At 60.8% G+C, this 20,827-nt stretch carries 22 protein-coding genes, 1 tRNA gene and 2 rRNA genes (1 of these 25 running past the window's edge); 16 read left to right on the top strand and 9 right to left on the bottom strand.

The features are described 5' to 3' along the window. The 3 genes from KY465_RS04120 to KY465_RS04110 all read left to right on the top strand — a co-directional run. Nucleotides 1-1,123: ribosomal RNA gene (locus KY465_RS04120) — 23S ribosomal RNA — on the top strand (it extends 1,683 nt beyond the left edge of the window). An 81-nt stretch (nt 1,124-1,204) separates the two neighbouring features. Then, nucleotides 1,205-1,319, top strand: a 5S ribosomal RNA gene (gene rrf, locus KY465_RS04115). Between the two features lie 73 nt (nt 1,320-1,392). After that, a tRNA-Met gene (locus KY465_RS04110) sits at nt 1,393-1,469 on the top strand. Between the two features lie 105 nt (nt 1,470-1,574). Here KY465_RS04110 and KY465_RS04105 read toward each other — a convergent pair. Beyond that, the gene (locus tag KY465_RS04105; RefSeq protein ID WP_219200150.1) at nt 1,575-2,270 is read right to left on the bottom strand and encodes a winged helix-turn-helix transcriptional regulator; all 696 of its coding nucleotides are present in this window, start codon (nt 2,268-2,270) and stop codon (nt 1,575-1,577) included. A gap of 141 nt (nt 2,271-2,411) precedes the next feature. On the opposite strand from KY465_RS04105, the gene KY465_RS04100 reads away from it, so the two are divergent. Then, nucleotides 2,412-2,627: a tautomerase family protein gene (locus KY465_RS04100; RefSeq protein ID WP_219200149.1), complete on the top strand. Its 216-nt coding sequence runs from the start codon at nt 2,412-2,414 to the stop codon at nt 2,625-2,627. Between the two features lie 277 nt (nt 2,628-2,904). Here the strand turns inward: KY465_RS04100 and KY465_RS04095 are convergent, their stop codons facing one another. The 5 genes from KY465_RS04095 to KY465_RS04075 all read right to left on the bottom strand — a co-directional run bounded on the left by KY465_RS04095 (nt 2,905) and on the right by KY465_RS04075 (nt 7,275). Next, a complete protein-coding gene (locus KY465_RS04095) occupies nt 2,905-3,723 on the bottom strand; it encodes an amino acid ABC transporter ATP-binding protein (protein ID WP_219200148.1) in 819 nt (272 codons plus the stop codon). Beyond that, nucleotides 3,720-4,508: an amino acid ABC transporter permease gene (locus tag KY465_RS04090; protein ID WP_255561426.1), complete on the bottom strand. Its 789-nt coding sequence runs from the start codon at nt 4,506-4,508 to the stop codon at nt 3,720-3,722. The genes KY465_RS04095 and KY465_RS04090 overlap by 4 nt, the downstream gene beginning before the upstream one ends. Before the next feature lie 15 nt (nt 4,509-4,523). Beyond that, complete coding sequence (locus tag KY465_RS04085) at nt 4,524-5,570, bottom strand: ABC transporter substrate-binding protein (protein ID WP_219200145.1); 1,047 nt, start codon at nt 5,568-5,570, stop codon at nt 4,524-4,526. Next, nucleotides 5,567-6,409: a DeoR/GlpR family DNA-binding transcription regulator gene (locus tag KY465_RS04080; RefSeq protein ID WP_219200143.1), complete on the bottom strand. Its 843-nt coding sequence runs from the start codon at nt 6,407-6,409 to the stop codon at nt 5,567-5,569. The genes KY465_RS04085 and KY465_RS04080 overlap by 4 nt, the downstream gene beginning before the upstream one ends. A gap of 101 nt (nt 6,410-6,510) precedes the next feature. Continuing rightward, nucleotides 6,511-7,275 (bottom strand): SDR family NAD(P)-dependent oxidoreductase, encoded by a 765-nt coding sequence (locus KY465_RS04075; protein ID WP_219200142.1) that lies wholly within the window; start codon nt 7,273-7,275, stop codon nt 6,511-6,513. Nucleotides 7,276-7,536: 261 nt separating this feature from the next. Between KY465_RS04075 and KY465_RS04070 the strand changes: the two genes are divergently transcribed. The 3 genes from KY465_RS04070 to KY465_RS04060 are packed head-to-tail and all read left to right on the top strand — an operon-like array spanning nt 7,537 to nt 10,489. Beyond that, nucleotides 7,537-8,337, top strand: coding sequence for a BtpA/SgcQ family protein (locus KY465_RS04070; protein WP_219200140.1), 801 nt, complete (start codon nt 7,537-7,539; stop codon nt 8,335-8,337). Nucleotides 8,338-8,345: 8 nt separating this feature from the next. Then, complete coding sequence (locus KY465_RS04065; protein ID WP_219200138.1) at nt 8,346-9,851, top strand: FGGY-family carbohydrate kinase; 1,506 nt, start codon at nt 8,346-8,348, stop codon at nt 9,849-9,851. Beyond that, the gene (locus KY465_RS04060) at nt 9,851-10,489 is read left to right on the top strand and encodes an HAD family hydrolase (protein WP_219200136.1); all 639 of its coding nucleotides are present in this window, start codon (nt 9,851-9,853) and stop codon (nt 10,487-10,489) included. The genes KY465_RS04065 and KY465_RS04060 overlap by 1 nt, the downstream gene beginning before the upstream one ends. Nucleotides 10,490-10,505: 16 nt before the next feature. On the opposite strand, the gene KY465_RS04055 is transcribed toward KY465_RS04060, so the two are convergent. Next, nucleotides 10,506-12,044 (bottom strand): gamma-glutamyltransferase family protein, encoded by a 1,539-nt coding sequence (locus tag KY465_RS04055; protein WP_219200134.1) that lies wholly within the window; start codon nt 12,042-12,044, stop codon nt 10,506-10,508. Here KY465_RS04055 and KY465_RS18605 point away from each other — a divergent pair. The 9 genes from KY465_RS18605 (at nt 12,034) to KY465_RS04015 (ending at nt 18,767) form a co-directional block, all read left to right on the top strand. Further along, nucleotides 12,034-12,165: a hypothetical protein gene (locus tag KY465_RS18605; RefSeq protein WP_255561425.1), complete on the top strand. Its 132-nt coding sequence runs from the start codon at nt 12,034-12,036 to the stop codon at nt 12,163-12,165. The genes KY465_RS04055 and KY465_RS18605 overlap by 11 nt on opposite strands. 352 nt (nt 12,166-12,517) lie before the next feature. Continuing rightward, entirely contained in the window at nt 12,518-13,246 is a 729-nt protein-coding gene (locus KY465_RS04050) for a succinate dehydrogenase/fumarate reductase iron-sulfur subunit (RefSeq protein ID WP_219200133.1), read from the top strand. Further along, nucleotides 13,247-13,579 (top strand): succinate dehydrogenase, encoded by a 333-nt coding sequence (locus tag KY465_RS04045; RefSeq protein ID WP_219200132.1) that lies wholly within the window; start codon nt 13,247-13,249, stop codon nt 13,577-13,579. Then, the gene (gene sdhC, locus KY465_RS04040) at nt 13,576-13,920 is read left to right on the top strand and encodes a succinate dehydrogenase, cytochrome b556 subunit (RefSeq protein ID WP_255561424.1); all 345 of its coding nucleotides are present in this window, start codon (nt 13,576-13,578) and stop codon (nt 13,918-13,920) included. Before KY465_RS04045 ends, sdhC begins: the two co-directional genes overlap by 4 nt. Further along, nucleotides 13,921-15,687: an L-aspartate oxidase gene (locus tag KY465_RS04035; protein ID WP_219200131.1), complete on the top strand. Its 1,767-nt coding sequence runs from the start codon at nt 13,921-13,923 to the stop codon at nt 15,685-15,687. It abuts the gene before it with no gap. Then, nucleotides 15,684-16,646 (top strand): fumarate hydratase, encoded by a 963-nt coding sequence (locus KY465_RS04030; protein WP_219200130.1) that lies wholly within the window; start codon nt 15,684-15,686, stop codon nt 16,644-16,646. Before KY465_RS04035 ends, KY465_RS04030 begins: the two co-directional genes overlap by 4 nt. Further along, nucleotides 16,610-17,290 (top strand): fumarate hydratase C-terminal domain-containing protein, encoded by a 681-nt coding sequence (locus KY465_RS04025; protein ID WP_219200129.1) that lies wholly within the window; start codon nt 16,610-16,612, stop codon nt 17,288-17,290. The genes KY465_RS04030 and KY465_RS04025 overlap by 37 nt, the downstream gene beginning before the upstream one ends. Nucleotides 17,291-17,293: 3 nt before the next feature. Further along, complete coding sequence (locus KY465_RS04020) at nt 17,294-18,394, top strand: molybdopterin-dependent oxidoreductase (RefSeq protein ID WP_219200128.1); 1,101 nt, start codon at nt 17,294-17,296, stop codon at nt 18,392-18,394. A gap of 52 nt (nt 18,395-18,446) precedes the next feature. Then, nucleotides 18,447-18,767 carry an NIPSNAP family protein gene (locus KY465_RS04015; protein WP_219200127.1) on the top strand — a complete coding sequence of 107 codons (321 nt, stop codon included), beginning with the start codon at nt 18,447-18,449 and terminating at the stop codon, nt 18,765-18,767. 30 nt (nt 18,768-18,797) lie between these two features. Here the strand turns inward: KY465_RS04015 and KY465_RS04010 are convergent, their stop codons facing one another. Both KY465_RS04010 and KY465_RS04005 read right to left on the bottom strand, forming a co-directional pair. Then, entirely contained in the window at nt 18,798-19,712 is a 915-nt protein-coding gene (locus KY465_RS04010) for a LysR family transcriptional regulator (RefSeq protein WP_219200126.1), read from the bottom strand. 119 nt (nt 19,713-19,831) lie between these two features. Beyond that, nucleotides 19,832-20,707 (bottom strand): LysR family transcriptional regulator, encoded by an 876-nt coding sequence (locus KY465_RS04005; RefSeq protein WP_219200124.1) that lies wholly within the window; start codon nt 20,705-20,707, stop codon nt 19,832-19,834. Nucleotides 20,708-20,827 lie beyond the last annotated feature (120 nt).

Raw genomic sequence — 20,827 nt, 5'->3', positions numbered from 1 at the left:
ACAGACCAGGGGGTAGCGACTGTTTATCAAAAACACAGGGCTCTGCGAAGCCGCAAGGCGACGTATAGGGTCTGACGCCTGCCCGGTGCCGGAAGGTTAAGAGGAGAGGTGCAAGCTTTGAATCGAAGCCCCGGTAAACGGCGGCCGTAACTATAACGGTCCTAAGGTAGCGAAATTCCTTGTCGGGTAAGTTCCGACCTGCACGAATGGCGTAACGACTTCCCCGCTGTCTCCAACGCAGACTCAGTGAAATTGAATTCCCCGTGAAGATGCGGGGTTCCTGCGGTCAGACGGAAAGACCCCGTGCACCTTTACTATAGCTTTACACTGGCATTCGTGTCGGCATGTGTAGGATAGGTGGTAGGCTTTGAAGCGTGGGCGCCAGCTCGCGTGGAGCCATCCTTGAAATACCACCCTTATCGTCATGGATGTCTAACCGCGGCCCGTTATCCGGGTCCGGGACAGTGTATGGTGGGTAGTTTGACTGGGGCGGTCGCCTCCTAAAGAGTAACGGAGGCGCGCGATGGTAGGCTCAGAACGGTCGGAAATCGTTCGACGAGTGCAATGGCATAAGCCTGCCTGACTGCGAGACTGACAAGTCGAGCAGAGACGAAAGTCGGTCATAGTGATCCGGTGGTCCCGAGTGGAAGGGCCATCGCTCAACGGATAAAAGGTACGCCGGGGATAACAGGCTGATGACCCCCAAGAGTCCATATCGACGGGGTTGTTTGGCACCTCGATGTCGGCTCATCGCATCCTGGGGCTGGAGCAGGTCCCAAGGGTTTGGCTGTTCGCCAATTAAAGCGGTACGTGAGCTGGGTTCAGAACGTCGTGAGACAGTTCGGTCCCTATCTGCCGTGGGTGTAGGAATATTGAGAGGATCTGTCCCTAGTACGAGAGGACCGGGATGGACGTATCTCTGGTGGACCTGTTGTCCTGCCAAGGGCATAGCAGGGTAGCTATATACGGAAGGGATAACCGCTGAAGGCATCTAAGCGGGAAACCCACCTCGAAACGAGTATTCCCTGAGAGTCGTGGAAGACTACCACGTTGATAGGCTGGGTGTGGAAGCACGGTGACGTGTGAAGCTTACCAGTACTAATAGCTCGATCGGCTTGAATCGTTCTCATTGCTCATGTCCATCCGGATTGTCCGGACGGTGTGACATTTAAAGACCAGCTTCTCGAATGTTGTTTTTTGCCGACCTGGTGGTTATTGCGGGGCGGCTGCACCCGGTCCCATTCCGAACCCGGCCGTGAAACGTCCCAGCGCCAATGGTACTTCGTCTTAAGACGCGGGAGAGTAGGTCGCTGCCAGGTCTGCAAAACACAACATCTTCTCTTCGATGGCGACAACCAGCACCTTCTTTCGCGATACGCGATCACGATTTGACGCGGGGTGGAGCAGCCCGGTAGCTCGTCAGGCTCATAACCTGAAGGTCGCAGGTTCAAATCCTGCCCCCGCAACCAAGATTACAGACGTCAATCAGCCGCCCTTTCGGGGCGGCTTTTTCGTTTGTGCATTTCTCCCATGGGAATTTTCTGCGGGGACACGCCGGACCCTTGTGTCACCAGCTATGAAACGGCTTTCACAGTCTCCGCGAAGCTGCTGGTGACGAGCCACTTTGTCAGGCTTCGCGCCATGACCTCGTGACCGATTACGGAAATCGCACCCGAGGCAATCTCCGCATTGAAGGTGCTGTGCCCCATCCATGCTGACGTGAGCGCCCGCAATTCACTGACGATGAACAGATCGATGCTGAAATTCTGGTCGGCGAAGCAGAGATCCGGTTCGACGCCCGGCTTTATCACCAGCCAGTAATTGACGGGATCGTTTGGCGGATCCTTGAGCGTGAACTGGATGACGCATTTGTGCAGCGGCAGGTGCAGCCTGTCGATCTTGCGACGGATGCTCCACATCAACAGCCTCGCGTCGAGATGGCTCAGCGAAACTTCGCTCTGGATGTTGCGGTGCGCCCATTCCCCCAGCTTGCGGACAATCGGTTCCAGTTCTTCGGCCAGCGGGGTAGTGAAATACTCGGCGTGGCTGGAGGTCCCCCTGACCGATTTTTCAACAAGGCCCTTGCCCTCCATGTCTTTCAGGCGTTTGGCCAGCAGACTTGGCGACATGCCGGGAACGCCGCGCTGAATTTCGGTGAAGCGCGAAGAACCAGACCACATTTCGCAGAGGATCAGCATGGTCCAGCGTGGCTCGAGCATCTCTGATGCCATCGCGACCGGGCAGAAAAGCGGATAGGCTTTTTCTGGCATGGTTTCACTCCCTGGCCGAGTGTCCCACTGCCGGGGCTGCAGGTCCAGTACATTTACTGTAGCGGTTTTCCTCCAGTTCCCGGACTGGTTTGCAGGCCGGTCAGGGTGCAGTCTGCGTTTTGGCAACAGGGAGGAATAACAATGCCACTGGTTGATATTGAAGTGATCGAAGGCGTGTTCGACACGGCCCAGAAAGCGCAGATGATCGAAAAGGTCACCAATGCCATGGTCGAGGTGGAAGGCGAGGCGATGCGGGGCGTCACCTGGGTCCGCGTCAAGGAAGTGCGCAGCGGACAATGGGGCATCGGCGGCAACACCCCGAGCGCCGCCGACATCAAGGCGATGGCCGCGAGCTGAACTATCGAGGCGGGCGCGTGCCCGCCTCGCATCGGGTCCGCCTATGATCCCGAAGCATTACGACCGACAGGAAAACAGCAGGGGGAGCGGCAGTTCTGTCGCAAGGAAAAGCTGCTACCGCGTGGCGGAGAGGAGGCTCGGGATGTGTGCAGCCTTTTCTACCAGCCGAACGGCCCGATGAACATTGGAGCCTGGACCTAGCCCCGGATGACCTTACTGATAATAATCGCTTCTGGGTGTGGGCATTCTCGACCGCTGAGTTCAAGAGGCGCCACATTTAGTGGATCGTTGCCAGGAAGCGTTGCAAACTCTTGTTGTCGCTCTGGCCGAAGAAAGCGTCAGGCGTGGCAATCGTGTTGACAAGACCTTCTTCCATGAAAGCGATACGATCGGATACGCGTTGAGCGAAGCTCATCTCGTGGGTCACGATGACCATTGTCATTCCGGATTGGGCCAGATCGGCGATCACGGCCAGCACTTCCCCTGTCGTTTCCGGATCGAGGGCACTTGTCGGTTCGTCGAACAGCATCAACTTGGGTTGCATCGCCAGTGCCCGGGCGATCGCAGCGCGTTGCTGCTGGCCGCCGGAGAGCTTCATCGGATAGCTGTCGAACTTGTCGCCGAGGCCGACCTTTATCAGCAACTCCCGCCCCCGTTCGACAGCCGTTTCGCGCGGCTCGTTGAGCACACGGATTGGTCCTTCGATGACGTTCTCCAAGACCGTCATGTGCCAAAACAGGTTGAACTGCTGGAAAACCATGCCGATGTGCCGGCGCTGCTGCACGATGGCGCGCGTTGGCAGGGCACGCAGCTTGCCGTTCACCTCCCGATAGCCGATCAAGTTTTCCGCGACGTAGAGCCGGCCGTCCTGATAGGTTTCCAGATTGTTGATGCAGCGCAGGAAGGTGCTCTTGCCCGATCCTGATCGGCCGACGATTGACAGGACTTCGCCATGGCTGACCGATAGCGAGATACCCTTCAGGACCTCGAGATGCCCGAACCATTTGCGCACCCCGTCAGCCAGCACGAGGGGAGTTAATCCGGTCTCCGGCCCAGAGGTGCCTTTGCCATGTTGCTTTTGCAGGTTTTCGGTCATCGCCGGAAAGAGGCTCCATCTGGGTTGCTTGCGAAAGCGGCGAACAAACGTTCTCGGGTGCTGCGCTGCATATGGTCGCTGGTTTCGTGTCGGCGGAGCCGCGATTCGATCCACATCTGCACGAAGTTCCATACGGTGGTCAGCATCAGATAGGCGAGCGCGACGGCGACCAGCAGTTCGAATGTCTTGAACGTCGTTGCCGAGAGGCTTTCTGTGACCAGAAAGATCTCCCGGACCCCGATCACGCTCGCCAGCGAGGTCGTCTTAAGCATGTGATTGAAGTCGTTGCCGAGAGGCGGCACGATCACCCGTGCTGCCTGCGGCAGCGTGATCCGGTAGGTCAGCTGCAGTGTGGTCATGCCAATCGACTTGGCCGCTTCGATCTGGCCCTTGCCGACGGCCTGAATTCCGTTGCGCACAATCTCTCCCATATAGGCACCTTCGTGCACCGCCAGACCGACAACGGCAGCCTGAAAGGAGGCGGTCAGCGTGACACCGAACAGCGTCATATCGGCGAAGCGGTAGAAGCCAGCGGCCGCGAGTCCGGAAAAGAACATCACAAGCAGGACCAGAACCGGGATGCCACGGATCAGCCAGACGTAGAATGCGCAAACGAAGCGGACCGCTCGAAAAGGCGACAGGCGACCGAAGCCGACCAGGGTGCCGATCACCAAGCCGAGCGCCATGGCGAGCACGGCCATGGCTATCGTATTGACGAGCGCCCAGAGAAAAACCTCTCCGGGGTCGACGAGTCGACCCCAGAAAAATGACCAGTCAAATGACATTAACGCTGACCTCGATTACAGCTCGGAACCTTGCATGTTGTATTTCGCGATCAGCGAATCGTAGGTACCGTCATCGACGATCGCCTTGAATGCCTTGGTGATCGCTGCCGTCAGGTCGCTGTTCGACTTGGCAACGCCGATGCCGGTCTCGATCAGGCCGAAGGGATCGCCGACAGTGCGAAACTGATCGGGCTCCAGACCGACATAATAGGCGGCCGCAGTCATGGTCGTTCCGACCGCATCCACCTGGCGGGTCGAAAGCTGTTTGAAGGTTTCCGTCGTGGTGGGAAGGGCGACCAGATTGATCTCTTCCTTGCCGGCAGCCTCGAGTTCTTCATTGGCTGCCATAGCCAGGTTATGGATTGTTGTACCGTTCGGGACAGCGACCTTCAGACCCGAAAGTTCGTCCAGCGACTTGGGCTGAACATCGGTGTCCTTGTGCGCGACCATCCGCTGACCGGTGTTTGAGAAGGGAATCATGTCGATGATCTCGAGCCGCTCCGGCTTGATGAACAATTCCTGCATGAGCGCATCGCACTGTCCGGCTTGAAGCGCCGGAATCAGGCCCGTAAACTTCAACTGGCTCCACCGTGTTTCGAGGCCCATACGGTCAGCGATCTCTTCGCCCAGCTCCACCTCGAAGCCGGTCGGCTTCTGTTCAGTGGTCAGGAAAGCGCGCGGCGGATTGTCGAGCGTGGCGCAGTAATTGATGTGCCCCTTTTCGGCGAGGGCTTGCGGCGGTTCGATACTGGCCTGAGCGAAGGCTTGCGTCTGCAGGCCAACCGAGCTGACCATCGCGGCAACGCCGGCCAGCAGTGTTAAGGACCGGAGGCGGATCGTAATGTTGGCAGGGGTCGTCATGGCTGAGGTTCCTCTCTTTCTTTTTTTGAGCATTGTGAACGAATGAAAGTTGTGTTGGGATCGATGCCCGGCTTTTGACTGGCTTTTGACGCGCCTGTCCCATCTTGAGGGGCGGGGCGAGGTCAGCGTGAGCGATGGTCGGGCCAAGTTGGCGAGCGAGCGCCCCAGGCGGCGCGCACGTGTCGCCGCTTCATTGTTCATGCCGAGGCGGCCATGTTTGCCGGCGCGACCTTGACGTCCACGCCGGCCTCATCGAGCCTTCGCGCCAGAACGCCCTCCGGTGCGCGGTCTGTGACGAGGATGTCAATCGCAGCCAATTGGCAAACGCGCACAATCGACACGCGATCGAACTTGGAGCTGTCGATCAGCGCCACGACGCGACCGGCACGAGCAATCAGCGCCTTCTTGACCTCTGTGTCTTCGAGCGAATAATCGAAGAGACCATCTGCGGCCAAACCCGATGCGCCGAGGAACAGCCAGTCAAAATGATAGTCTTCCAGCGCCGCACAGGCCATCGGGCCGACCATGGACGGCTCCCGGCCTCGTACCTCGCCACCAGGCATGTAGAGGCGCGGCTTGCCGGTCGACAGCAGCAATCCGATCTTCAAACTGTTGGTGAAGATGCGCACGTCGGTCTGCGCCAACGCCTGTGCCAGGGTGAGCGACGTCGAGCCGATGTCGATGGCAATGGTCTGGTCGCGCTGCACGAGGCTCGCGGCGAGTGCGCCAATGCGCGTCTTCTGAATGCGGTTGCGCCCGATCCGCTCGTCGATGGCCGGTTCGGTGACATCCATGCGAAGTGACCGGACCGCCAGAGGTGCGACGGCGCCGCCATGGGCTCGCTCGATGACTCCGTCCTGCATCAGCACATCGAGATCTCGCCGGATGGTCATCTCCGAGACGCCGAGATGTTCAGAAAGGTTGGCAATAGAGGCATAACCGCTACGCGACAGGATCGACGCAATCTTCTCCTTACGCTCGCGGGGGGCCAATCGCCGCCCCGGTGCGTTCTCATTGCGATTGTTGCCGGATTCGTCCATCTCAGCTCCTTTGACGCAGATTTCAAGTCAAGAAATGTAAAATGTCAAACAAAAAATAACGAGAAAATCACAAACGCGTTCGTAAACGGACATTCAACAGGTCACGTCATGTAGACTCCACCCGTCACATTGATCGCCTGTCCAGTCATGAAGCGGGCATCGTCGGATGCCAGAAAAATCACGACACCTGCGACGTCCTCGGGCGTTTCGAGGCGGCCTAGCGGTGTCTGGGCGATATAGGATTGCAGCACTTCCTCTGGCGTCATGCCGCGCAGTTCAGCCTCCCAGGCGACTTCGCGCTGCTGCATTGGTGTCTTCACGAATCCCGGGCAGACCGCATTCACACGAATGCCTTCCGCCGCCACCTCGCGTGCTAAAGCCTGAGTCCAACCGACGACGGCGAACTTACTTGCCGAATAGTGAGCCAGCAGAGGTGCTCCGATCTTGGCGGCAAGCGATGCCGTGTTAACGATCGCGCCTTTGATGCCATCCTTGCGAAATTGGCGGATTGCCGCCACGTTGGTCAGATAAACCCCTTTGGCGTTGATATTCATGTTGAAATCCCAGTCGGCCTGGGTCAGTTCCGTCGCGGGCTTCATGCTGGAAACGCCGGCATTAGCATGCACGACGGTAATCGGGCCGACAGTCGCCACCGCCTCTTCGAAAGCGGCCGCAATGCTGTCCTCGGAGGTTACATCGAGATGAAGGGCGCAGGCGGCCTCTCCGATCTGCTGTGCCACATTGCGGGCCGCATCAAGATCTATATCAGTAACCACCACCCGGGCCCCGCGGCGGGCGAATTCCAGTGCTGTTGCGCGGCCAATCCCGTTTGCCGCGCCCGTAATCATTGCGACCTGATCCGTCATTATCGCCTCATGTGTGCTCGTTTTGGCGGCCGCACCCGGGGGCGGCCGCAGAGATCCGTCTCTTGTGAACTATCTTTCAAAAATTTGTTGACTGCAATATTATTTGTGCGAAAGATAACATTTATCGGCTGAGCCTACTTTATGTGCAGCGCCGGTTGGGCGTGTGTCCGCACGACCGCCATTTGACGTACCGGGTCGCTAGCGGGCGCGCCGGTACGCCCCCCGTTTTCGGATGTTGGCCCGCAATCGCAGAGGGAAGACATGATTTTCGATTTCTTCGGTGACCGCAGCAAGGTCGTTGTCGCCATGGCGCATATCGGTGCATTGCCTGGATCGCCGCTCTATAACGAGGATGGCGGCATGGCCAAACTGATCGAAGATGTCATTACCGACATCGATCATCTGCAGGCTGGCGGTGTCGATGCGATCATGTTCGGCAACGAGAATGACCGACCCTATCTGCTGGAGGCGAGCCCGGAAAGTCTGGCGGCAATGACCGCGGTGGTCAGCGCAGCCAAACAGGTGCTCAAGGTGCCGTTTGGCGTCAATTATCTGTGGGACCCGACCGCATCGGTGGCGATTGGCGCTGCCACCGGGGCCTCCTTCGTCCGCGAGATCTTCACCGGCGTCTTCGCCTCCGACATGGGTGTGTGGGCACCCGACTGCGCCACGCCGGTACGGATGCGTCGACGTCTGGGGCGTCGCGACATGAAACTCTTCTTCAACATCAACGCCGAGTTCGCTGCCTCGCTCGATCATCGCCCGATCGAACTGCGTGCGCGCAGCGCCGTGTTTTCTTCGCTGGCCGATGCGATCCTGGTTTCCGGTCCGCTGACCGGTCAGCCGGCGGAGGCTTCCGATCTTCGCAAGGTGGCCGAGGCGGTCCAAGGCACGCCGGTGTTCGCCAATACCGGAGTGAATATCGACAATGTCAGCGAGGTCATGGCCGTTGCGTCGGGCTGCGTGATCGGCACCCACTTCAAGAAGGACGGCGACACTTGGAACCCGGTCGATCCGGACAGGGTCCGGCGTTTCATGGATGCCGTTGAAAATCTCCGATAGGCCCTGCCATGCAGTGTGTTGTCGGGCTGGATATTGGAACCACGTCGACCATCGGCATTCTCATAGCGTTGCCCAATCGCACGCTGGCGACCGTGTCTCGACCGGTAACGCTGCATACGCCGCATCAAGGCTGGTCCGAGGAAGATCCTCACCAATGGTGGGACAATGTCTGCGCCATCGTTCCGCAACTGATTGCCGAGGCCGGAGTTCATCCGGTCGACGTCAAGGCGGTCGGCGTGACAGGCATGTTGCCGGCAGTGGTCCTGCTCGACGAGGCCGGGGCTGTCCTCAGACCCTCGATCCAGCAGTCCGATGGACGGTGCGGCGAAGAGGTCGCCGAGATGCTGGCCGAACTGGATGAGGCCGACTTCATTGCCAAGGCTGGCAACGGCATCAACCAGCAACTGGTAACCGCGAAACTGCGCTGGATCGCACGGCACGAACCGGACGTATTCGAACGCATCGCCACTGTTTTCGGCTCCTACGATTATGTCAACTGGCGACTGACGGGCGAGCGCTGCGTGGAGCGCAACTGGGCGCTCGAGGCCGGCTTTACCGATGTCGCCGGCGACCGGCTTGATGACCGCCTGATCGGACTTTCCGGGATACCGCGCAGCGCCATCGCGCGCCGCGTCGACCCGCATGAGGTAATCGGCGCGGTAACGGGCGCGGCGGCGGCGCAGACGGGACTTGTCGAAGGAACGCCTGTCGTCGGCGGCGCGGCCGACCATATCGCATCGGCCTATGCGGCAGGGATCGTGGCGCCCGGCGACATCCTCCTAAAGTTTGGCGGCGCGAGCGATGTGATGATCGCCACCGACAAGGCGGTTCCCGATCCGCGCATCTATCTTGACTACCATCTGATACCCGGCCTGTTCATGCCCAATGGCTGCATGGCATCGGGCGGTTCGGCGCTCAACTGGTTCGTGCGAGAGATCGGCGCCGACATGCCGGCTGCTTCGACCGATGCCCGATCGCCGCATGCTTACCTCGACCGACGCGCGAGCGAAACGCCGCCCGGCGCCGACGGCGTGCAGGTCATACCCTATTTTCTAGGCGAGAAGACACCGGTGCATGATGCGCAGGCGCGCGGCACGATCACTGGCCTCAGCCTAAACCACGGCAAGGGGCATCTTTGGCGAGCCCTGCTCGAGGGGTTCGGCTATGCGATCCGCCACCACGTGCGAGTTTTCAACGACCTGGGCTACCCGACCACGCGATTTCTGGCTTCAGACGGAGGCGCCCAGTCAGAGCTTTGGATGCAGATCGTCGCCGACATCCTGCAGGAGCCCGTCCAGCTTCTGACGGGTCATCCCGGCTCATCGCTGGGCGCCGCCTGGATGGCGGCGATCGGCGCCGGACTGAGCGACGACTGGTACGGTCCCAAAGCTTTTGTCGGCTATGGTCGATGCATCGACCCGGACAGGACAAACGCCGATCTTTATGAATCCGGTTATCGGCGTTTCAGACAGACCTACCAGGCCCTCGCGGCGATGCGCGGGAGGGACGCGTGATGTCGGTCCAAGCCGTTGCCTGGGATATCGATGGAACCCTTGTGGATAGCGAGCCGCTGCATCAAGAAGCCCTGATGGCGGTTGTCGCGACTCATGGCGTCGACTTGTCGGACCTGCTACCCGATGCCTTTGTCGGGGTCAGCCTTCCCGATGTGTGGAAGGTGGTGGGGAGTCGTTTTCCGGCTGACATGCGGTTCGAGGACTGCGACCGAATGGTCTGTGACCACTACCGGGCCAACATGCACCGGCTGACCGCCACGCCAAACGTCGATCGCGTCATGCGGATTCTTCATGAACGGGGCATCGCGCAGATTGCCGTATCCAATTCCAACCGGGACGTGGTCGACACCAATCTGCGCGCCATCGGCGTGGCGGACCTGATCGACTTTTCCGTCAGTCTGGACGATGTCCCCGTCGGCAAACCCGATCCAGCACCTTATCGCCTGGGTGCTGCGCGACTCGGCTTGCCTGCCGAAAGGATACTGGCGGTCGAGGACAGCGCGACTGGACTTGCAAGCGCGCGTGCGGCCGGGATGAAATCCGTCCTGTACTGTCCTGATGGTCGCGCCTGCGGCCCGGCCGATCATCTCATCACGGAGATGATTGCCATCCTCGACATGCTCGACGCCGACAGCTGAGAGGTGTGTCCGGTTCTCAGAACCCGATCGCCATGCCGTCCTTGCGGCTGTCGCTGGCGCCAAACAGCGTACCCGTGACGGGGTCGATGCGGATGGCCTGGCTGCCGCCGATCGGTTCGTCCGCAATGCGCAGAACATGGCCGCGCCGCTCCAGCTCCTCGCGCACGACGGCCGGAATGCCGGGCTCAATCTGCAACTCACCACCGTAAGCGAAGCTCCGCGACTCATCCATGGCTGCCTGCAGGTCGAGCCCGCGGTCGATAATCGCCGACAGGAAGGCGGCATGGCCCGCCGCTTGATAATCTCCCCCCATCACTCCGAAAGGCATAATCGGCACCCCGTCCTTTGCCACCATCGCCGGAATGATGGTGTGCATCGGGCGTCGGTAGGGTGCAATTGCATTGGGATGGCCTTCTTCGAGGCTGAAGGAACGGCCCCGGCAATGGAACAGCACCCCGGTTGATGGGTCGAGCCGGGTCGATCCGAAGCCATTGAAGATCGAATTGATGAACGAGATGGCGTTACCCTCCTCGTCAACAACACAAAGATAGACCGTGTCCTTATGCTCCGGTTCGTTCCACAGCACGGGCGGCGACGCGCGGTGAGGATCGATACGGCTGCGCAGCGCATTTATGGCTGCATCGCTCAGCAGCTCGTCAGCCAGCCCCTCGCTGGTGGCCGGATCGCCGATCAGCCGATCGCGGTGATGATAGGCGAGCTTCGTGGCCTCAGCCTGCAGATGGATGCGGTCCGCTTGGGGCAGGTCGGGTCCGAGATCGAAACCTTCCAGAATGCGCAGGATCATCAGCGCCGCAAGGCCTTGCCCGTTCGGCGGACATTCGAGCACCTCATATCCCCGATAGGTGGTCGAGATCGGTTCGACCCAATGGGCCTGGTCGGCTGATTGAGTGAAGTCATCCTCGGTGTGGAGCCCGCCGAGCGCGCGCAGGTGGCCGACCATTCGCCGCGCCGTCTCGCCGCCATAGAACGCGGTTGCACCAACGGTCGCGATCTCACGCAGCCTTTCGGCGAGCAGGGGCTGGCGAAACATTTCGCCTGCCAACGGCGCCTTGCCAGCGGGCAGAAAAAAGGCGGCCGCGTGCTTATCGTTCTTCAGGTAGTCGACATTGCGTGCCCAGTCCTGCGCAACGCGCGGCGTGATCGCAAACCCCGCTTCGGCATAAGCGATGGCGCGCGCGAAGATGCGCTCGAGCGGCAGCGTGCCATGGTCGTCATGCAACTTGCACCAGGCTGAAATGGCGCCCGGCACGGTGATGGCATGGGGGCTGGTCGGCGGGATCACGTCGCGAAGGCCGGTTGCGTGCAGAGCGTCGATGGTGGCCGCGCCTGGGGCCCGGCCTGAGCCGTTGAGCGCTTTCGCTGGCTCCCCCTTCGCAGCGTAGAGGACGAAGCAGTCTCCGCCGATACCCGTCATCAAGGGATCGACTACGCATTGAACAGCGACGGCTGCCAGTGCCGCATCGACTGCTTTGCCCCCGATCGCGAGCATCTCGAGGCCGGCAGCCGATGCCAGAGGATGCGAAGTGGCAACCATAGACGATCGTGCAATCGTGCTCGGACGGCGGGCGGAAAAGAAGTCGAACATCGTGGTGGTGCCTCGTATCGATGGCGTCCTGCGCCCGGTGGGCGAGCGGGACGTAGCCATGTCCGTTTAGAGTATGCAAATAGCCGAATTGTGTATACATTTGAATTGTATTGCGTCGGATAATCCTTGTCCACCGGCGCGTTGACTTAAGTCGTACGGCGCTAAAAATCGCATGATCCTCAAAGCCGTCAACGATGGCAATCCGGACAAGTCGAGGGTGCGTGCGCCGGCCGTTATGCAATCACTTTTTCACTCTGGCGGTTATCTGCGTGTATCGGATCTATCCTTCGGCCGGTGGCCCGCCGCAGTCCGCATCAGAAGCGAATTAGTAAAAGCAGCGCTTACAATCTTCTCAATGAGAAATCGCTTTTCTGTGCAATCGCTTACATTATGCTGTGACGGGCAAATGGAGGGGAGTGCCTGTGAGCGACGGCCTGCGAGATCTTGAAGTCACTGTCTGGCGTGGCCGCGAGGCGGCCGGGTCGTATCAGCGCTTCTCTGTGCCGCGGCAGGAAAGCCAGACCGTGCTCGATGTCATTGCGTGGATCCAGCAGAACGCCGATCCCACTCTTTCCTATCGCTATGCCTGTCGTGTCGGGATGTGCGGCTCCTGTGCGATGACCGTCAACGGCAAGCCGCGCTGGACGTGTCGCACGCATGTGTCGAAGGTGGTCAAGGGTGACAGGCTGGAAGTGGGGCCGCTGCGCAATCTGCCGGTGATCAAGGACCTGGCCGTCGACATGGACCCGTTCTTCGACAAGTGGGTGGCGGCGGAAGGGGTCTTTCATCCGGAGAAAAGCCGCCACGATCCCATCGAGCCGGTGCGACCGACTTCCGAGCAACGCGTTGTTGCGGATCGCGGCATTGAGTGCATCAATTGCGCCGTCTGCTACGCTTCCTGCGATACGGTTTCGGGAAATCCGGACTATCTCGGACCGGCGGCGCTGAACCGCGCCTGGACGCTGTACAATGATCAGCGCGACGGCGATCGGCGCGGCATTCTCGATGCGGTGTCCGGCAGCGGCGGCTGCCATAATTGCCACAGCCAAGGCAGTTGCACCCTGTATTGCCCGAACGAGCTTGATCCGCTCGGTTCGATCGCCGGTTTGAAGCGCGCCACGGTGCGCCGTGCCTTCGGGATGGAGGGCTAGATGCTGACCTTGCGCCTGTACATGCTGCAACGGCTTTCGGCGCTGGTGATGGCGCCGCTGACGCTCGGCCATATCGCAACGATGATCTACGCCATCCAGGGGGGTCTTTCGGCGGAAGAAATCCTGTCGCGAACCCGCGGCAGTGTGGTGTGGATGCTGTTTTACGGCAGCTTTGTTGTGGCCGTATCGCTGCATGCGGCAATCGGGCTGCGCGTGATCATCGCCGAAACTTTCGCCATGCGCGGGCGGCGGCTCGACGCCTTGACCCTTACGATCGGACTGGTTCTCCTCGTGATGGGAATGAGGGCCGTTTATGCGGTGACCGCGCCATGAAGATTCGTCCGCATCGCCAGCACCCGCTATGGTTCGCCTTCATCCTGCACCGCCTTTCCGGGCTGGCGCTGGCCTTGTTCCTGCCGCTGCATTTTTACGTGATGGCGCTGGCGCTGAACGCGCCGGAGAAGCTTGACGGCTTTCTGCACTGGGCCGAGGCGCCGCTGGTGAAATTCGCCGAGTTCGGTCTGGTCTTCCTGCTCGCCGTACACATTTTCGGCGGGTTGCGATTGCTGGCGCTTGAGCTGCTTCCCTGGAGCGGACGACAGAAGACGCTGGCGGCGACGGCCGTCTCGCTGTCCTTTCTTCTGTCGGTCGGCTTTTTCCTGAGGGCCATCTGAATGACCAAGCGACCGCTTCTCGAGCAGCATGACACCGATATTCTTATTCTCGGAACGGGGGGCGCCGGGCTGTTTGCAGCGCTGCATGCGCAGCAAACGGCGCCAGCCGGAACGCGCATCACGATCGCCGTGAAAGGACTGCTGGGCAAATGCGGCTGCACGCGCATGGTGCAGGGCGGCTACAATGTGGCGCTCGGCGGTGGCGATACGGTCGAGCGGCATTTCATGGACACGATCAAGGGGGGCAAATGGCTTCCCAATCAGGAGATGGCCTGGAAACTGTGCGAGCAGGCCGTGGTGCGCATCCGCGAACTTGAGAACGAGGTGGGCTGTTTCTTCGATCGCAACCCCGACGGCACGTTGCACCAGAAGGCTTTTGCCGGGCAGACCGCCGATCGAACGGTGCACAAGGGCGATCTGACCGGTATCGAGATCATCAACCGGCTGATGGAGCAGGTGCTGTCGCGGCCGGTGGAAAAGCTGCAGGAACACCGGGCGATCGGCTTGATCCCGAGCGTGGACGGCAAGGCGCTGTCCGGCGTTCTGATGATCGACATGCGGCGTGGAACGTTGCGCTTCGTGCGTGCCAAGGCCGTATTGATGGCGACCGGCGGCGGGCCGACCATGTACAAGTACCACACGCCGTCTGGTGACAAGACGATGGACGGCCTGGCGATGGCGCTGCGCGCCGGCCTGCCGCTGCGCGACATGGAAATGGTGCAGTTTCATCCGACCGGGCTGATGGCCGGCAAGGGCACCAAGATGACCGGAACGGTTCTCGAGGAAGGCTTGCGCGGCGCCGGGGGCCATCTGCTCAACGGCAACGGGCATCGCTTCATGTTTGACCACGACAGGCTCGGGGAGCGGGCGACGCGGGACGTTGTCAGCCGCGGAATCTACGCCGAGATGCGCAAGAGCAACCAGGCACCGCATCGCGGCATGTTCATCTCCATGGCGCATCTGGGTCCGGACCTCGTGCGGCAGAAGTTCAAGGGCATGGTCAAGCGTTGTGCCGACAGCGGCTTTGATCTGGCTGCCGGCAAGGTCGAGGTGGTGCCGACGGCGCATTATTTCATGGGGGGGGTCGTGGTTGATGCCGACACGCGAACGGCTCTCGAAGGCCTGTATGTGGCGGGCGAGGATGCGGGTGGCGCGCATGGCTCGAACCGGCTGGGCGGCAATGGTGTGGCCAATTCGACCGTTTACGGCGGTGTGGCCGGCGATGTGATGGGCCGGGATGTTGCCGCCATCAAGGCGCTGCGCGATCCGGATCTCAGCGTGCTCGACGCTGAAATTGACCGGGTCATGCATCCGCTGTCACGCAAGCCTGGCGACATCCAGGGATTGCGCGATGTGCTGCAGGAAACGATGTGGGACCATGCCGGCGTGACCCGCACCGGCGCGGGCATGAAGCGGGGCCTGGCCAAGCTCAGCGAAATCGGTGGTGAACTGATGGAGATGGGGGTCGCCGGGGACGATCTGGCTTTCAACCTGACGTGGCACGATTGGCTGAACCTTCGGTCGCTGTGTGATATTTCCGAGGTCATCACCCGTGCCGGCCTGGCGCGCGAGAACTCGCGCGGCGCGCATTTCCGGGAGGATTTTCCCGAGCAGGGCGACCTCGACCAGTCCTATTTCACAGTCGCCAAGCGCAGCGGCGACGGAGTGGAGATCGAGCGGGCGCCGGTGGAATTCACCATCGTGCGTCCAGGGCAGTCAGTGCTGCCGGAAGGCGAACCCGAAACACTGGTGGGAGCAGCGGAATGATCCCGATCAAACTGATTGAAGAGACCGCCGAGAAGCTGATGGACAAGGCGGCCATCGAGATTCCCGAGGATTACCTCGATGGGCTGAAGACAACCGCCTCGGTGGAGGATGGCGATCTGTCGTCTTTCGTGCTGCAGGCGATGCTGGAGAATTACGAGGCGGCTAAGGAAGACCGGCGGGCGATGTGCGGTGATACCGGCTGTCCGCGCTGGTATGTCAAAATGGGCAATGAAGCGCGTATCGAGGGTGGTCCGGTGGCGCTGGAGGCGGCTTTGCGTCGTGCCACGGCACAGGCGACGCATGATATTCCGCTGCGGCCGAACCGCGTGCATCCCTTGTGGCGGACCGATCACGACAACAATGTCGGAATCGGCGCGCCGGAAATCGAATATGGTTTCGAGCCGGATGGCGAATGGGTCGATCTCATCGCCGTGCACAAGGGAGGCCTGTTCGGAACCGATTATCGCATGCTGTTCCCCTCGGACGGCATTGCCGGCATCAAGCGGTTCTTTCTCGACAGCCTTGTGGCTTTCGGCAAGCGCGGACTTGCCTGCCAGCCGGCGATCATCGGCATCGGGCTCGGCGGGTCGAAGGATGCCTGCATGGTTCTTGGCAAGCGGGCTGCCTGTCTGCGCACGGTCGGCAGCCGCAACAGCGATCCGCGAATTGCAGCCCTGGAGGACGAATTCAAGGAATTGGGCAATTCGATCGGAATGGGGGCGATGGGTTTCGTCGGCAAGTCGATGGTTGTCGATTGCAATATCGAAGTCGGATATTGTCACACCGGAGGAATGCAGATGAGCGTGCACGCCTTCTGCCTGTCCTCACGCCGTGCGGTTGCGCGCCTTCATGCCGATGGCCGGGTGGAATTCCGCACCGACCCGGACTGGTTCACCGACTACCAAAGACGGGAGACAGTGGAATGGAATCCTCCGCAAAACCAAAGCAAATCCGCCTGAGCACCACACCGTCGGTTGAAGATCTCGCCAAGCTGAAGCTTGGTGACATCGTCTATCTCGACGGGTTGATCTACACCGCGCGCGAGGGAGTTTACATGCGCGCGTGCGAAGAGGGTGTGGCACTGCCGATGGATCTTCCGGCAGAGAGCGCGGCCAATTTCCATTGCTCGCCCGCCGCAACGGTCAACGAGGATGGGTCGTTCAAGATGGGGGCGGTGACCGCCACCGCCTCGTTCCGGTTCGCGAAATGGATCGGCGAGTGGTTCCGCCTGTCGGGCGCGCGGCTGATCATCGGCAAGGGCGGAATGACGTCGCGCGACTACAAGACCCATTTCGTGCCGAACAATGCCATCTATCTGACCACGGTCGGCTACGGCACCGGCGCGTTGCTCGGACGCGGCATCAAATCCGTCAAGACCCTGCACTGGCGCAAGGAACTTGGCCTGGCGCAGGCAATGTGGGTGATCGAAGCCGAGAATATGGGGCCGTTCATCGTCGAAAGTGACAGGGACGGCAATTCCCTGTTCGAACGTGAGAATGCCAAGATCGCCAAGAATCTGGAGCGTGTCTACGAGGGCACCAAACCAGCGGTCCTGAAGCGGTTCGGCGAAACCGACGATCGCAGCGATGAAGTGATCGGGTAGACCATGACTACCCGGAGAAACGCATTCGTCGGCCCGAGCGCGCGCATCGAGACAGAGGACGGGCTCTACTCCGAGGATGAGGTGCGTCTTGCCAACCGCAATTCCGGCGTTCTTCTGGAAAGCCTGAGCAAGGACATCACCCCGACCGGCCTGCACTACCTGCTCAACCACTTCGATGTGCCGATGCTGGATGCCGACACGCATGTCCTGCGGTTTTCCGGTGCCTTCAGTGCGCCGTTCGAACTGAGCATGGCCGACATTCTCGCCCTGCCAACGGTGACCCGGGCGGTCACCCTGGAATGCGCCGGCAACGGCAGGGCCAACGTGTCGCCGCGGTCGCATTCCATGCCGTGGATGTATGAGGCGGTCGGAACCTCGCACTGGACCGGGACGCTTCTCAAGCCGCTGATCGAGAAGGCCGACCCGTCGGGCGATGTCGTCGAATTTTCCTTTCTCGGAGCCGATTTCGGTTTCGATCAGGGTGTGGGACATCATTTCGGCCGCTCTCTGACCCGTGACCAGCTTGATGATGTCATGCTGGTGCATTCGATGAACGGTCAGCCGCTGCTGCCGCAGCACGGTGCGCCGCTGCGCCTCATCGTGCCGGGGTGGTATGGCATGGCGAGCGTCAAGTGGCTGACGGAGATCGAGGCGCTGACGCAGCCCTATGAGGGGTTTCAGCAAATCGAAGTCTACCGCTTCCGCGACGCAGCTGGCGAGCCCGGACGGCCTGTCACGACCTTGCGGGTCAAATCGCTGATGGTGCCGCCCGGCGTGCCCGACTGGGGCACGCGCCAGCGCTATCTTGACCCCGGCAGGGTCGAACTTGTCGGACGCGCCTGGTCGGGCGGCGGGGTTCCAATCGCCAAGGTCGAGGTGGAGCTTGACGGAGCCTGGAAGACGGCGCGCCTGGAACCATCAGGCGAAACCTATGCATGGACGAAATGGTCTTGTGTCTGGGAAGCGACCACGGGTTTCCATGTGCTGCGGTGCCGTGCCACGGACGCCGAGGGCCATAAGCAACCGCTCGAGCCACCGTGGGATCTGGCCGGCTTTGGCAACAACGCCGCGCAAAAGGTGCAGGTGGTCGTCGGGCCCTTGTGATTGCTGAGCGATCACCACTCACTCCAACGCTATTTTTCAGATTGGAATCCGAATGAGCAAATTCGTTGATGAACGCATCTACACGCTTAAAGCCGGCAATGTGCCGGTGTTTCTGAAACTCTACGAGGAGAAGGGGATGGCGTGCCAGGTGCGCATCCTCGGCAAGATGGTCGGCTACTATTCGACTGATTTCGGTCCCTTGAACCAGATCGTTCACATGTGGGGCTATGACAGTCTCGATGACCGCTTTGCGCGCCGCAAGGAACTGCTCGCGTCACCGGAATGGCAGGCCTATGCAAAAGAGATGCGGCCGCTGGTGCAGAGCGTTGAAAACAAGCTCCTGATCCCGGCACCGTTCTTCACGGTTCCCTGAGATCGCCGCCGGAGCGGCTGCGGAGCCGGCTCACATGGCGATGGCGCGCTGCAACGTGTCCGGACTGAAGCTGCGCAACGTGACGGCATTGAGAAGCCGCTGATGGATTTCGCGGATGGCGCGCGGACGCACATTGTCCGTGCGGCTGGCGAGCCCAATGGTGCGAAACAGGCTGGCGTCATCCAGGGAAAGATACTTGAGCGGCGGCGGCGTCACATTGGCGACGCACGGACGCGGGGCGATGGCGACGCCGAGATTGGCGAGCACCATGCTGGAGATCGCCTCTAGGCTCTCGAGCTCCATGCTCTCATTGACCTCTATCCGGTGTTCCTGCAGCCAGCGCTCGATCTTTTCGCCGACCACGGCGTCGCGCGAGAAGCGGATGAATGGCGTTGAGCGCAACAGGACAAACGGATCGTTGCTTTCGAGCTGGCGCGAGGCAAGCAGCTCAAGGCGCTCATCAGCGATCTCCAGCCAGGAAATGTTGCGCGGCATGACACCGGGCCGGGAGATCAGAACAGCGTCAAGAGCGCCGCGTTCGAGTTGCGGCAGCAGATCGTTGGTCAGTCCCGGGACCACCGACACCTTCAGATCGGGAAAAGCATCGATCAGTGGCGCCAGCGCCAGTGGCACCAATCCGGTCAGGGTGGTGGGCACGGCGCCCAGACGAACGACACCGCGCAGGCTTTCTTCACCGGTGGCTGCTGGGACAAGGCCGTCATAGGCGGCGATGACTTCGCGCGCCTGTGCGACGAGCGCCCGCCCGACGGGTGTCAGTTCCGGCGGTCGCCGGCTGCGGTCGAACAGGGTTATGCCCCAGTCAGTCTCAAGCGCTTTCATCTGCTGGCTGACGGCGGCGTGGGTCAGGAAAACCGCTTCGGCGGCGGCTGAGAATGTCCCATGCTCCTTGACGGCAACCAGGGTGCGCAATTGACGAATGGACACGCGGGAGTTTCCTTAAAAGATTTCTTACACAAAATGATCGCATGGCGCTTTATCCATGGCAAATTCTTTCATGTGAGATGCAAGGCCATTCGCAAGGAAGCCGATGCGGCGGGGCGCGATCAGCCGGCGTCCTTGCTGAGATTCTGCAATTCGCCAAGCAACGTCGCAGCCAGTGCGGCCTTGGGGTTTTCGCTGAGGCGGACCAGGCCGATGGTGCGGTGGGTGGGTTGACCCGAGAAGGTAAAGCGGCGGACCGGCAGGCCAAGGGGATCGAAAGCGCCGCGTTGCGGCACGACCGAGACACCAAGACCGTGATGGACCATGGTGGTGATCGCTTCCAGCGTGTCCAGAACCATCAGTTCGGATACCCGCAGCCGACGCTTGCGCAAAAACTCATCGATCAGTTCGCCAACCCAGGCCTGCCGCGAATAGCGGATGAACGGGTAGGACGTCACGATCTCCTCGGCCGAGCGGGTCGGCACATAGGTGGGGGCAATCAGCACAAGCGGCTCGCTTAGAAAGGGCTCCCACTCAAGACCGGCGCCGCCCTGGACGAGGTCGCTGACGATGGCGGCATCAAGTCCGCCCTGGCGCACCCGTTCGACGAGATCTGCAGACAGTCCCATCGACAGCTGGATGTGAAGCTGGGGATATTTGGCCCGCAATGCGGTCAGCGCCTTCGGCATGATGCCGGTGATTGCGCTGGGAACAACGCCGAGCACGAGATGACCCTCGACCGGAGCGACGGCATTGCCGTGAAACAGCCGGTCGTAGGCATCGGCTGCGGCCTGTGCCTTGTCGACAAAGCGGCGGCCGGCATCGCTGAGCACCGGCGGACGTTTCGAGCGATCGAACAATTCGACCCCAAGATGGTTCTCCAGGGATCGGATCTGCACCGTGACGGAGGATTGGGTACGCCGCACAGCCCGTGCCGCACCGGCGAAGGATCCGGTCTCGACCACTGCAAGGAAGGTCTTGATGTCCCGGATGCTCAAGGGCCGGCCCGCCGTTTGATGCAATTCTTCCGATGATCAACTTCTCTATTATTCGTTTTTTCCCGACTGCCGGCCCCGCTAAGCTCTGCCAGTCCCCTGTGCCGGTCGCACCGATTGTCG

The organism is Neohoeflea coraliihabitans (assembly GCF_019334345.1).
Taxonomy (GTDB): Bacteria; Pseudomonadota; Alphaproteobacteria; order Rhizobiales; family Rhizobiaceae; genus Pseudohoeflea; species Pseudohoeflea coraliihabitans.
This window is presented reverse-complemented; position numbering and strand designations above follow the sequence as displayed.